Source organism: Caulobacter soli (assembly GCF_011045195.1).
Lineage (GTDB): Bacteria > Pseudomonadota > Alphaproteobacteria > Caulobacterales > Caulobacteraceae > Caulobacter > Caulobacter soli.
In genome coordinates this window covers 2,936,744-2,948,194 of the sequence record NZ_CP049199.1, presented here as the reverse complement: position 1 = coordinate 2,948,194, position 11,451 = coordinate 2,936,744, and the positions used below count along the sequence as shown (strand labels likewise).

At 68.3% G+C, this 11,451-nt stretch carries 10 protein-coding genes; 5 read left to right on the top strand and 5 right to left on the bottom strand.

The genetic code is table 11. The annotated features are described in order from the left end of the window. From G3M62_RS13620 to G3M62_RS13605, 4 genes are all read left to right on the top strand, one after another. Positions 1-804: a SapC family protein gene (locus G3M62_RS13620; RefSeq protein ID WP_246263270.1), complete on the top strand. Its 804-nt coding sequence runs from the start codon at positions 1-3 to the stop codon at positions 802-804. Between the two features lie 3 nt (positions 805-807). Further along, the gene (locus tag G3M62_RS13615) at positions 808-1,410 is read left to right on the top strand and encodes an OmpH/Skp family outer membrane protein (RefSeq protein ID WP_165187852.1); all 603 of its coding nucleotides are present in this window, start codon (positions 808-810) and stop codon (positions 1,408-1,410) included. Between the two features lie 11 nt (positions 1,411-1,421). Further along, positions 1,422-1,874 carry a hypothetical protein gene (locus G3M62_RS13610; protein ID WP_165187850.1) on the top strand — a complete coding sequence of 151 codons (453 nt, stop codon included), beginning with the start codon at positions 1,422-1,424 and terminating at the stop codon, positions 1,872-1,874. Positions 1,875-1,997: 123 nt separating this feature from the next. After that, positions 1,998-2,624 (top strand): site-specific integrase, encoded by a 627-nt coding sequence (locus G3M62_RS13605; RefSeq protein WP_165187847.1) that lies wholly within the window; start codon positions 1,998-2,000, stop codon positions 2,622-2,624. 139 nt (positions 2,625-2,763) lie between these two features. On the opposite strand, the gene G3M62_RS13600 is transcribed toward G3M62_RS13605, so the two are convergent. The 4 genes from G3M62_RS13600 to G3M62_RS13585 all read right to left on the bottom strand — a co-directional run bounded on the left by G3M62_RS13600 (position 2,764) and on the right by G3M62_RS13585 (position 8,419). After that, positions 2,764-3,384 (bottom strand): TetR/AcrR family transcriptional regulator, encoded by a 621-nt coding sequence (locus tag G3M62_RS13600; protein ID WP_165187845.1) that lies wholly within the window; start codon positions 3,382-3,384, stop codon positions 2,764-2,766. Between the two features lie 96 nt (positions 3,385-3,480). Beyond that, positions 3,481-6,576 (bottom strand): efflux RND transporter permease subunit, encoded by a 3,096-nt coding sequence (locus tag G3M62_RS13595; RefSeq protein WP_165187843.1) that lies wholly within the window; start codon positions 6,574-6,576, stop codon positions 3,481-3,483. After that, positions 6,573-7,667 carry an efflux RND transporter periplasmic adaptor subunit gene (locus G3M62_RS13590; RefSeq protein WP_165187841.1) on the bottom strand — a complete coding sequence of 365 codons (1,095 nt, stop codon included), beginning with the start codon at positions 7,665-7,667 and terminating at the stop codon, positions 6,573-6,575. Before G3M62_RS13590 ends, G3M62_RS13595 begins: the two co-directional genes overlap by 4 nt. Before the next feature lie 89 nt (positions 7,668-7,756). Next, entirely contained in the window at positions 7,757-8,419 is a 663-nt protein-coding gene (locus G3M62_RS13585; protein ID WP_343037643.1) for a TetR/AcrR family transcriptional regulator, read from the bottom strand. Positions 8,420-8,468: 49 nt separating this feature from the next. On the opposite strand from G3M62_RS13585, the gene G3M62_RS13580 reads away from it, so the two are divergent. Beyond that, positions 8,469-9,917 (top strand): efflux transporter outer membrane subunit, encoded by a 1,449-nt coding sequence (locus G3M62_RS13580; RefSeq protein WP_165187837.1) that lies wholly within the window; start codon positions 8,469-8,471, stop codon positions 9,915-9,917. Positions 9,918-10,276: 359 nt separating this feature from the next. Here G3M62_RS13580 and G3M62_RS13575 read toward each other — a convergent pair whose 3' ends face one another. Further along, entirely contained in the window at positions 10,277-11,422 is a 1,146-nt protein-coding gene (locus G3M62_RS13575; RefSeq protein ID WP_165187835.1) for a dipeptidase, read from the bottom strand. Positions 11,423-11,451 lie beyond the last annotated feature (29 nt).

Here is an 11,451-nt window from a genome sequence, read left to right as displayed (position 1 = left end):
GTGTCCGAAGCCACCCCGCGGCCGATGCCGCTGTTCTATCGTGAGCCCCAGCCCCTCACGCCGACCGCCCATGCCGAGGTCCGGCTGAAGGATGGTGACTACGGCTTCGCCGTCGAGACCAATGCGGTCTCGCTGTCGGTGATCGAGTTCGCCGCGGCCATGCGTCACTACCCGATCGTGTTCTCGGATGGCGAGACCCTTCCGGTCGCTGTGCTGGGTCTCGGCCAGGGCAATCGCTTCGTGGCCGACGGCCGCTGGGCCGAGGGGGTCTATGTGCCGGCCTATGTGCGGCGCTACCCGTTCGTGTTCATCGAGGCGGGCGGCGGCGCCCTAGCCCTGGGCCTGGATGTCGCCTCCGACCGCGTGGTGCAAGACGGAGAGGGGCAGGCCCTGTTCGACGGCGGCAAGCCTACGGCCCTGACCGAGGGAGCCATGACCTTTTGCGGTGAGCTCCACGCCGCTCATGTTCAGACCCTGGCCTTCGTCGCGGCCCTGAAGGCGCAGGACCTGCTCGTGCCCCGGCAGGCCGACGCCAAGCTGGCCAGCGGCCAGCCCCTGACCTTGGGCGGTTTCTTGGTCGTCGACCGCGAGCGATTCGCGGCCTTGCCCGACGCCGTGGTGCTGAACTGGCACCGCCAGGGCTGGCTGGCCCTGGTGCATTTCCACCTGGCCTCGCTGGACCGCTTCGCCGACCTGCTGGCCCGCGAGAGCGGCGCCGCGGGCTCGCCGACGGTCGCGGACCTGTCATCCGATCTTGCCAAAACGGCCTCAAAATCCACCGCTCGCTCCTCGAAGAAAGCTTAAGTCATGGCGTTGCTCCCCGTTCGCGTTCTGGCGCTCGTTCTCGCCGCCGGCGTCGCCGCTCCGGCCCTGGCCCAAGTCCCCGCCGCCCAGCCGCTGGGCGGAACCGCCGTTCCCGGCGTCTGCCTGTTGTCGCGCGAGGCGATCTACGGCAACGCCAAGGTCGGCGTCGCGGCCACGGCCCGGCTGCAGCAACTGACCCAGGAAGCCCAGGCCGAGGTCCAGACCGACCGCAAGGCGCTGGACGTCGACCTGAAGGCCTACCAAGCCGAGCAAGCCAAGCTGACACCGGCCCAGCGCCAGGCCAAGGAACAGGCCCTGGCGCCGCGCGTCCAGGCCATGCAGGCCAAGGCTCAACAGCGCTCGCGCGAGATCGAGGCGACCCGCGAAAAGGTCCTGGCCCAGATCTCCACCGCCGCCCAGCCGGTCATCGCCCAGGCCTACAAGGCCAAGAGCTGCGGGCTGCTGGTCGACCGCAACTCGGTCCTCGGCGGCAACCTCAGCAACGACCTGACCGCCGACGTGGTCAAGGGCCTGGACGCCACAATGAGCACCATCAGCTTCAACCGCGAGGTCCTGCCGGCCGCGCCGCAAGCCGCGACCCGCTAACGGACATCCCGATGCGCAGACTTCTAGCCTCGCTCGCCGCCGTGATCGGCCTATCGCCCGCGACGCCGAGCCTGGCGGGGCCGGTGTCGCCCCAGGCGGCTCCGGCCGCCTGGGTCGCCTATGCCGGCCTAGTCAACCAGGCGATCGCCGGCCAGTTGGGCGGGACCGACCCGGCGGCCGTGCGACTGCACGACTATCTCGACCAGATCCCGGGCGCGAGCCCCGACAGCGGCTTTCGGCTGCCGATCCAGGTCTGGGTCGACGCCAAGGGGGTGATCACCAGGATCGACTTCACGCCCTTCGCCCATCCCGAGCCCGACGCCGACCTGTGGGCCCTGCTGGTCGGCCATCGTCTGCCGCAAGTCCCGCCCAAGGACATGCTGCTGCCGATCCGCCTGTCGATCGGACTCGAACCCGGGCCGACGCCGACGGATAAGGCCGTCTCGCCGAGGAAGTCTTTCTAGGCGCGGATCTAAGAAGGTCCGGAGCCGGGCAAGACGCCAGAGTCCGCTTCTGGCGCCGTGCCGAATAGACCCGAAGCGTGGTAGAATTGGGTGAGGGGAGTAGCCAATTCGCAGGAGGCGAACATGGCTCAATTTGACCTCTTCCTTCCGCCCAAGCGGCCCTGGAACACTGCCCGCATCATTGGCCCCAAGCCGCCCTTCAAGCCCAAGCACATCTGGGGAATCCGCCAACAGCTGAAAGCCAACGGACGAGTACGCGACCTGGCGATGTTCAATTGCGCGATCGACGCCAAGCTCAGAGGCTGCGACCTAGTGAAGTTGCGGGTCAGCGATGTGGCGCCAGGCGGGTTGATCAGAGCGCGTGCGACGATCATTCAGCAGAAAACTGGTCAACCTGTCCCCTTCGAGATCACGGAGCTCACGCGAGACGCTCTGGCCGCTTGGATCAAGGTTCGAGGCCGCCGCTACGACGACTGGTTGTTTCCCAGCCGCAGTCGGCCTGGCGGACACGTGAGCACCCGACAGTACGCCCGACTCGTCGATAAGTGGGTGGCGATGATCGAGCTTGAGCCGCGGGCCTACGGGACGCACAGCCTCAGGCGAACCAAGGTCGCCATGATTTACAAAAAGACGGGCAACCTGCGGGCTTGCCAGCTTCTCCTCGGGCATCGGAAGCTGGAGAGTACGGTTCGATATCTCGGCATCGAGGTCGACGACGCCCTTGAGATGTCTGAGGCGATCGATCTGTAGGTCGATCGCCCCGGATTAGCGTCTCCTTGGCGGGTGATCCTTCAATGCGCCGGCCCGCGAAGGTCCTGTTCCTGGAGCGGGGCCAAGGTCAGCTGATGGCGCAACTCTCGAACTTGTCGCGCTGTCTGGCTGCAGTCACTTAGTCCCGAAACTGCGCGATGGTGTCTTCAATGCTTTCTACAAGATACTCGCTGGCCAGCGCGCCCAGTGCTTGACAGGCGGCGCTCGCGCCGAAGATCGCCAAGGCGAGCCTGCGCGTGATGATGGGCATGCCGTCGGATCGCTCCGGTGCGATCAACAGAGCAAACTTGTCTTGCAGCCGTTCGATTTCAGCATGGATCGCCTCATGCACGAGCGTTTCAGGCTGGGAATACTCTACCGCCAGATTGAGGGCGAAGAGGCCCCGGCTTGGCGCTAGGGCGAATTGGGCGGCGAAGTGGCCACCGATCGCGCGGATCCGCAGGCGGGGTTCGCTGGGCGTAGCCTCAAGGGCTTCAACCAGCGCGAGCCTGGCTTGGCGTCCTTCCTCGCGGAGGCACGCGATGACAAGCGCCTCCTTGCTGGGAAAATGCCGATAGAGTGTGGGTTTGGTCAGGTTGGCCGCCGCGACCACATCGCCGATCGAGGTCGCGTGCGCGCCAAAGCGGCGGAAGAGATCGATCGCCGCCGCGAGCAGGTCGGCATGCGTACTGTCCCAGCGCGCCGCCGCTCGGGTTGGACGGCTTGGCCGCGGAGGACCTGACGGCAAGGATTGAGACATCGGGTCATCGCTCGAAGAGAATCGCGGCGGCCGGGGGAAGGGGCGGCCGCCGCGATCAGGCTCCCGGCGAGGCAAGCCAAGCCGGGAGCGGCGGCTCTAGGCGGGGGACGCCTCCATGGCCGGAGCCATTGAAGGATCAGCGCGCGATTCCTCGCGGATCTTGAACCAGAGCGCATAGAGCGCCGGCAGGAACACAAGGGTCAGCACGGTTCCGCCGATCGTGCCGCCGATCAGGGTGTAGGCCAGCGACGACCAGAACACCGAGAAGGTCAGCGACACGAAGGCCAGCACCGCCGCCAGGGCGGTCAGGATCACCGGCCGGGCCCGCTGGACCGTGGCCTCGACCACGGCGTGGAACGGGTCCAGGCCGTCCTTCTCGTTGGTGTGGATCTGGCCGATCAGGATCAGGCCGTTGCGCATGATGATCCCCGCCAGGCCGATCAGGCCCAGGATGGCGTTGAAGCCGAACGGCTGGTGGAAGATCAGCAGCGTCGGCACCACCCCGACCAGGGCCAGGGGCGCGGTCAACAGCACCATCCACATCGCCGACAGCGACCGCACCTGGAAGATGATCACGATCATCATCAGGATGAACATCAGCGGGAAGACCGCCGCCAGGGCCGCATTGGCCTTGCCGGCTTCCTCGATGTCGGCGCCGGCCTCGATCCGGTAGCCGGCCGGCAGCTTGGCCTGGATCGGCGCCAGCGCCTGGATCACCTCGGCGGAGGCGGCGGGCGGCTGGAACTCGGCCCCGACGTCAGCGCGGACGGTGATGGTGGGCAGCCGGTCGCGGCGGCGCAGGATGGGATCCTCCATGCGGATCTCGGCCTTGCCGATCTGGTCGAGCGGCACGCGCTGGCCTTCCGAGCCGAGCAGGGTGAAGGCGCCCAGCTTGGCCGGGTCCAGGCGATCGGCGCCGCTGGTGCGGGCGATCACCTCGACGGTGCGGATGTCCTCGCGGACCTGGGTCACGGGCGCGCCGGTCAGCAGGAACTGCAGCTGCTCGGACGCGTCGTGGCTGGACAGGCCCATGGCGCGCAGACGGTCCTGGTCGAGCACGAAGTGGATGCTCGGGACCCGTTCGCCCCAGTCGGTGTTGACCTGCCGCAGAGAATGGTTGGCCTGCATGACGCCGCGAACCTGCTGCGCGATCTCACGCACCTTGGCCTGGTCGGGTCCCATGACGCGGAAGGCCACCGGCCAGGGCGAGGGCGGGCCGAAGACGATCTGGGTGGCGCGGATGCGGGCGCCCGTGACGGAGCCCTGCTGCGCGAACTGGCGCACCCGGCTCTTGAGGGCGTCACGCGCCTTCTCGTTCGAGGTCAGCACCACGATCTTGGCGAAGGACGGATCGGGCAGCTCGGGCGACATGGCCAGGAAGAAGCGGGGCGCGCCCTGGCCGATATAGCTGGTGACGATCTTGGCCTCCGGCTGCTTGCTCAGCCACGCCTCGACCTTGGCCGTCGCCTGGCTGGTGGTCTCGATGCTGGAGCCCTCGGGAGTCTGCACCTCGATCAGCACCTCGGGGCGGTCGGAGATCGGGAAGAACTGCTGCTTGACCATGCCCATCATCAGGAAGGACACGACCAGCGCCGCCACGACGCCCAGCACCACCTTCAGTCGGTTGGCGACCGTCCAGCCGATCAGGCCACGGAACTGGCGGTAGCGCGGCGTGTCGTAAATGGCCGCGTGACCGCCCTCGACGGGCTTGATCTTCGGCAGCAGCATCACGCCCAGGTAGGGCGTGAAGATCACCGCCACGAACCACGAGGTGATCAGGGCGAAGGCCACGACCCAGAAGATGTTGCCGGCATATTCGCCGGCGCTGGACTTGGCGAAGCCCACCGGCATCAGGCCGATGATCGTCACCAGGGTGCCGGCCAGCATCGGCGCGGCCGTGTGGCCCCAGGCATAGGTCGAGGCGAAGATGCGGTCGCGGCCTTCCTCCATCTTCACCACGATGGTCTCGATGATGATGATGGCGTCGTCGACCAGCAGGCCCAGCGACAGGATCAGGGCGCCCAGGGTGATGCGGTCGAAGTCGCGGCCGGTGGCCAGCATGATCACGAACACGGCCGCCAGGGTCAGCGGCACGGCCAGGGCCACGACGACCCCGACGCGGAAGCCCAGGCTCAGCAGGCTGACGGCGATCACCACGGCCAGGGCCACGAAGAACTTCAGCATGAACTCGTCATAGGCCTCGGTGATGTTCACCGCCTGGTCGGTGACCTTGGCGAAGGTCAGGCCCAGCGGCAGCTCGCCGGCGATGGCCTTGGCTTCCTTGTCCAGATCCTTGCCCAGTTGCAGGCCATTGTAGCGCTCCTTCATCACCACCCCGAGCTCCAGGGCCGGCTCGCCGCCGTTGCGGATGAAGAAGGTCGCGGGGTCCTCGTAGCCGCGCTTGACCTCGGCCAGGTCGGACAGCTTCAGGGTCTTGCCGCCAACCACGATCGGCGTGTCCTTGATCGTCTGCAGGTCGTCCAGCGCGCCGTCCAGGCGCATCTGCACCTGCGGGCCGTTGGTTTCGATCGAGCCGGCGGGGGTGACGAGGTTGCGCTCGTTCAGGGCGGCGAAGATCTCGCGCGGGCTGACGCCTAGGTTGGACAGGCGATCCTGCGAGAACTCGACGAAGATGCGCTCGGGCCGCTCGCCGATGATGTTGACCTTCTTGACGCCCGGCACGTGCAGCAGGCGCTGGCGCAGGGTCTCGGCCTGACGCACCAGCTGGCGGTGGGGTTCACCCTTGGCCTTCAGCGCGTAGAGCGCGAAGGTCACGTCGCCATACTCGTCGTTGATGAACGGGCCCAGCACGCCGCGCGGCAGGTTGGCGGCTTCGTCGCCCAGCTTCTTGCGGGCCTGGTAGAACTGCTCCTGCACCTCCTTGGGCGGGATCGGGTCCTTCAGGGTCAGGGTGGTGAAGGCCAGGCCCGGACGGGTGAAGGTCTCGGCGCGGTCGTACCATTTCAGCTCCTGCAGCCGCTTTTCCAGCGGCTCGGCCACCTGGTCCTGCATTTCCTGCGCGGTGGCGCCCGGCCAGGCGGTGACCACGGTCATCACCTTTATGGTGAAGCTGGGGTCCTCGGCCCGGCCCAGCTTGAAGAAGGCGAACGTCCCGGCCAGCACGATGGCGATGATCAGGAACAGGGTGACGGAGCGTTCGCGCACCGCCAGGGCGGAGAGGTTGAAGCTCATTGCGCCGCTCCGGCTTGCAGGCTGACGCGCTCGCCTTGGTGCAGCATGTGCGCGCCCAGGGCCACGAAGCGTTCGCCGGCGGCGAGGCCGGCGGTGACCGTGGCGGTCTCTTCGCCGACGGCCGCCAGTTGGACGGGGCGCCAGCTGACCGTCGAAGTCTTGGCGTCGACGATCCAAACGCCCGGGCCCTTGCCCGAGTCATAGAGGGCGCCCAGGGGCACGGCGCGGCCGCCGGTCTTGGTCGCGCCGGCCACGGCACCGGGAAGGGCGATGCTCACCGTGGCGCCCAGAGGGGCAGAGGCCAGAGCGCCGTCCAGGACGTAGCGCGCCTCGAAGGTGCGCGTGCGGGGATCGGCGGCGTCGGAGATCTGGCGCAGGCGGGCAGGGGCGGCGGCGTCGTTGCCGAACACCGAGGCGGTGGCGGTCGAGCCGACGGCGGGGCGCAGGGTCTCGGGCAGGGCGATCGTCGCCTCGCGCGGACCGGCATGGGCCAGGCGCACGACCGTCTGGCCGGCGGCGACCACCTGGCCGGGCTCGCCCAGGGTCTCGACCACCACGCCATCGGCGTCGGCGACCAGCACGGCGTAGCCGGCGGCGTTGCGCGACACCCGGGCCTGGGCCTCGGCGGCTTGCAACTGGGCGCGGGCGGCCAGGGCGGCGGCCTTGATCTGATCGTAGGTCGAGCCCGACACCGCGCCGGCCCCGACCAGGTCGCGATACCGGGCCTCGTCGGCTTCGGCCTGGACGGCGCGGGCCCGGGCGGCGGCTACGGTCTGGTCCTGGGCGGCCTGGGCCAGGGCGTAGTCGGCGGCGTCGATGCGCATCAGGGGCTGGCCCCGGCGCACCGTCTGGCCGGTGTCGACCAGGCGCTCGACGATCTTGCCCGGGACGCGGAAGCCCAGCTGGCTCTCGATGCGGGCGGAGACGACGCCGGTGAACTGGCGCTCGCCGTCGATGGCGGCGGGGGCGGTGGCGACCCGAACGACCGGCGGCTGGGTGCGGGGATCGACGGCGGCGTCATGGCCGCCGCACGCGACGAGCGGGGCGGTTAGGCCGCCGACGAGGGCGGCGAGGAGCAAGCGATGCGACATGGCGAAAGGGGTCCTGCCTTGAGCGGAGATCCCCATTTCGTGCCCAGTGACCAATTTGTCAATTGGTCACTATCGATTTTTGGAGGCGACTACGGCGCCAAGCTTCGCAGGATCATGTTGATGACCATGGTCTGGGTCTCTGGCAGGCCGTCCAGATTGAACTCAAGCAGCAGCGGATGCATGAACGGCTGCATGGCCAGCATGATGGCCGAGCAGGTCTCGTCGATCGGCGTCTTGCGCTCGAACTCGCCCGCCTCGCGGCCCAGCAGGATGATCTCGCGCAAGGCCGCCTCGACCCGCTGGAGATAGGCGAGCGCGGAGGGCCAGTTCTCGGTCGCGGAGTTGGCGGCCAGGTCGTAGAGCAGCTTCTCCTGGAACAGGAGTTCGGTGCTTTTCGCCGTTATGGTGCTGAAAAGCTTTCGAAATTTCTCGGTCGGCGTGCGCGCCTCGGCGGCGCTGGCGAAAGCGGCCGACATGATCTTGTCCAGGCACTGGGCGCAGATCGCCTCGCCGATCGCCTGCTTGGACTCGAAGAACTTGTAGATGTAGGCCTTCGAGAAGCCGACGGCCTTGGCCAGGTCCGCGACCGTGGTCTTGCCGTAGCCGAAGCGCGCGAAGTGGGCGTCTGCGGCGTCGATGATCTGCTGGCGGATGGCGTGGTCGGCCGGCCCGCGGCGACCCGCGGCGGCGTCATGGGTCGTGGTGTCGATGGTCATGCTCAGATAGGTAGCATCGAGGGTCGTGATTGACAACGAGTGACCGTATTAGCATATGGTCACTGTAAATCACGAGGAGGTCGCGATGCGATCGGTTTCGAGCTTGGCTCTGCTGGCTCTCGCTGGCGTCACCCTTAGCGCCTGCGCCGTGGGTCCCAACTATGTCGCGCCGCCGTCGGCGGTCTCCGGAACGTTCATCGGCGCCAACGCCGTGGCCCAGCGCGCGGCCCCGCCCGCGCCGACCGACCAGGCAGCCTGGTGGAAGGGCTTCAACGATCCGGTGCTAGACGGCCTGGTCGACCGCGCCCTGGCCCAGAACCTCGACCTGGCCCAGGCCACCGCCCGGGTGACCCAGGCGCGAGCGGGACTGTCGGCCGCCACCGCCGCCTTGCTGCCGTCCGGCGGTGTCCAGGCCAGCGCGGCCCGGTCCCACCTCTCGACCCAGACCCCCACCGGCCGGCTGGCGTCCGGCGCGCCGGGCTTCGACCGTGACGGCTCGCTCTATGAGGCCGATGTCACCGCCGGCTGGGAGGTCGACGTGTTCGGCGGCCTGCGGCGCGACCGCGAGGCGGCCGTCGCCGACTACCAGGCCGCCAAGGTCGGCGTCGCGGCGGCCCGCCTGTCGGTCGCGGCCCAGACAGCCGACACCTATCTGGTGATCCGGGGCCTGCAGGCGCGGCTAGCCGTCGCCCGGGGCCAAGTTGATACCCAGTCAAAGCTGGTCGAGACCGTGCGCCTGCAACAGAGCCGCCAGGTCGCCTCCGAGCTGCAATTGCATCAGGCCGAGGGCGCACTGGCCCAGACCCGCGCCCAGGTGCCGGTGCTGGAGGAGGGGCTCGAGGCGGCGATGAACGCGCTGGACGTGCTGCTGGGCGCCCAGCCCGGCGCCACGCGCGCGCAATTGGCCGCCGCCGCGCCGGTGCCGCGGGCTCCAGCCATCACCGAGGCCGTCGGTCCGGCCGACCTGATCCGCCGTCGTCCCGACCTGGCGGTCGCCGAGTGGCGATTGAAGGCCTCGAACGCCGCGATCGGCGCGGCGGTCTCCGAATACTATCCGAAGTTCTCGCTGACCGGCCTGGTCGGCACGGCCTCGACGGCCACCGGTTCGCTGTTCCAGGGCTCGGCCAACCAGGCCCAGGGCGTGCTGGGTCTGCGCTGGCGTCTGTTCGACTTCGGCCGCGTCAATGCCGAGATCAAGGTCGCCAAGGGCCGCAACGCCGAGAGCCTGGCCGCCTATCAGCAGTCGGTGCTGCGGGCCACGGCCGACGTCGAGGACTCGTTCTCCAGCCTGGTCAAGCGCGAGGACGAGGCGCGGATCCTGGTCGGCGGCGAGCAGTCTCTGTCCAAGGCCCGTTCGGCGTCCGAGCTGGCCTACAAGGCCGGCGCGGTCAGCCTGATCGAGGTGCTGGACGCTGACGCCCGCCTGCTGGCGGCCCGCGACGCCCGCGCCCAGGCCGATACCGAGGCCGCCCGCGCGGCGGTGCGGTCCTTCCGGGCCTTGGGCGGCGGCTGGAGTCCGACCACCCGGAGCTGATTGCGCCAAATCGGGAACCGACCGGCGGACTTTCGATCGCTCCATGACAAGAGCTGAAACGCCTGCGATCTAGCTGACGCCTAGGTCCGGGCTCCGGAGCGATCCTTGAGTCCGGATTTCGCGCAATGCCCCTGCTCAGACTGAGATCGAATGGCCAAGAGCTAGCCAATTCCTCGTCGTCGAAGCCGTTATCTCGGGCGTCGCAGAAACTGCTGCTGACCGACGCGGCAACCAAAGCGATACACGGCTGATCGCAAGGAGGGGCCAATTTCGCCGGATGGGCCTCGAGAAGGCGTTCAGCGCAGGAGCCACCGCCGCCTCGGCTGTCGGTTTCTGTTTAACTCGAAGGCGGTGATCACCTACCCGCCCCAGACGTCGGCGGCGTATTGCAGGAAATTGCCGCCCAGGACCTTCTCGATGCGGCGAGGCGGGTGCCCTCTCTGGGCCAGCTTGCGGGCCAGGATCCGGAATTGGTCAGGGCCGTACATGTCGGGCGCGAAGGTGAAGCGGTCGGGTTGTTCGCCCGGGGCCGAGACGCCCATGGCGCGCCGATGCAGGATCTGGTCGGCGAAGGCCTTCTTCCAACCCTCCATGTCGTCGATGCCGGTCGTGCCGCCGTCAGTGCCGACGCCCACGGCGTCTTCGCCGCAGACCTTGATAGCGTGCTCGATGTGGGCGCAGACGTCGTCGCCGGTGATCTGACGGTCGGCCAGGAAGGGCATGAAGTAGATCCCGACATAGCCGCCTTTATCGGCGACGAGACGCAGCTCTTCGTCGGTCTTGTTGCGTGGCACATCGTTGAGGGCGCGGCAGCCGGTATGACTGATGCAAATCGGCGCCTTGGAGGCGCGGGCGGTGTCCAGGCAGGTCTGCTGGCCGCTATGCGACAGGTCGACGATAACGCGGCGCGCGTTCAGGCGTTCGACCACCTCGCGGCCGAACGGCGTCAGCGGCAGGGTCGCCGCCGCCATCGAACCGCCGCCGAGCTGGTTCTGCGGGTTGTAGGTCAGTTGGACTACCCGCACGCCCAGGTCGGCGAACAGATCGACCCGGTCGACTTGAGTTCCCATCTGGGCGGCGTTCTGGAAGCCGTAGATGAGGGCGATCTTGCCGTCGGCCTTGGCGCGGCGGATGTCGGCGGCGGTGAGGGCCTTGGTCAGGCGGTCGGAATGCTCGCGCACCATCTTGTCGGCGGAGACGACGCCACGGACCGAGGTTTCGAAGGGCTCGGCGTCGCCGGAGACGTAGCCAAGGGTGATGTTCATTGCCGTCAGGCCCGAGGCGACCGCATCGTCGATCACCCGTTTGCTGAGCGGCGCGTCGGCGTCGAGATTGGCCTTGTTGGGATCTTCCAGCCCGCCCAGGCTGTTGATCACGATCAGGTCGCGCAGCGGATCGGCCACGCCGCCCTTCGCGGTCTTGGCGCTCGCAACCGGGGCGTGGGCGACGGCCGGCGCGACCACGGCGGCGGCGGCGAGGGCGGTGAGGTTGCGGCGAGTGAGCATGTCGACCTTCGAGCGCTTGGCGTGGGGCG

What these genes read in the sequence shown, in the direction of transcription:
- G3M62_RS13575 (WP_165187835.1), bottom strand. Translation starts at nt 11,422, where the DNA reads ATGCTCACTCGCCGCAACCTCACCGCCCTCGCCGCCGCCGCCGTGGTC.
- G3M62_RS13595 (WP_165187843.1), bottom strand. Translation starts at nt 6,576, where the DNA reads ATGAGCTTCAACCTCTCCGCCCTGGCGGTGCGCGAACGCTCCGTCACC.
- G3M62_RS13580 (WP_165187837.1), top strand. Translation starts at nt 8,469, where the DNA reads ATGCGATCGGTTTCGAGCTTGGCTCTGCTGGCTCTCGCTGGCGTCACC.
- G3M62_RS13600 (WP_165187845.1), bottom strand. Translation starts at nt 3,384, where the DNA reads ATGTCTCAATCCTTGCCGTCAGGTCCTCCGCGGCCAAGCCGTCCAACC.
- G3M62_RS13610 (WP_165187850.1), top strand. Translation starts at nt 1,422, where the DNA reads ATGCGCAGACTTCTAGCCTCGCTCGCCGCCGTGATCGGCCTATCGCCC.
- G3M62_RS13590 (WP_165187841.1), bottom strand. Translation starts at nt 7,667, where the DNA reads ATGTCGCATCGCTTGCTCCTCGCCGCCCTCGTCGGCGGCCTAACCGCC.
- G3M62_RS13615 (WP_165187852.1), top strand. Translation starts at nt 808, where the DNA reads ATGGCGTTGCTCCCCGTTCGCGTTCTGGCGCTCGTTCTCGCCGCCGGC.
- G3M62_RS13605 (WP_165187847.1), top strand. Translation starts at nt 1,998, where the DNA reads ATGGCTCAATTTGACCTCTTCCTTCCGCCCAAGCGGCCCTGGAACACT.